Consider the following 216-nt stretch of genomic DNA (forward strand, 5'->3'; position numbering starts at 1 on the left):
CTGCTGGACCGTAACTGACGTTGATGCTCGAAAGTGTGGGTATCAAACAGGATTAGATACCCTGGTAGTCCACACGGTAAACGATGGATACTCGCTGTTGGCGATACACGGTCAGCGGCCAAGCGAAAGCATTAAGTATCCCACCTGGGGAGTACGCCGGCAACGGTGAAACTCAAAGGAATTGACGGGGGCCCGCACAAGCGGAGGAACATGTGG

The 216-nt window shown here is 54.2% G+C and carries 1 rRNA gene; it reads left to right on the forward strand.

Annotation, left to right across the window (positions count from 1 at the left end):
- Positions 1 to 216: ribosomal RNA gene (locus H6A27_RS15920) — 16S ribosomal RNA — on the forward strand; the annotation flags it as partial.

It is taken from the genome of Bacteroides caecigallinarum (genome assembly GCF_016902295.1).
Lineage (GTDB): Bacteria > Bacteroidota > Bacteroidia > Bacteroidales > Bacteroidaceae > Phocaeicola > Phocaeicola caecigallinarum_A.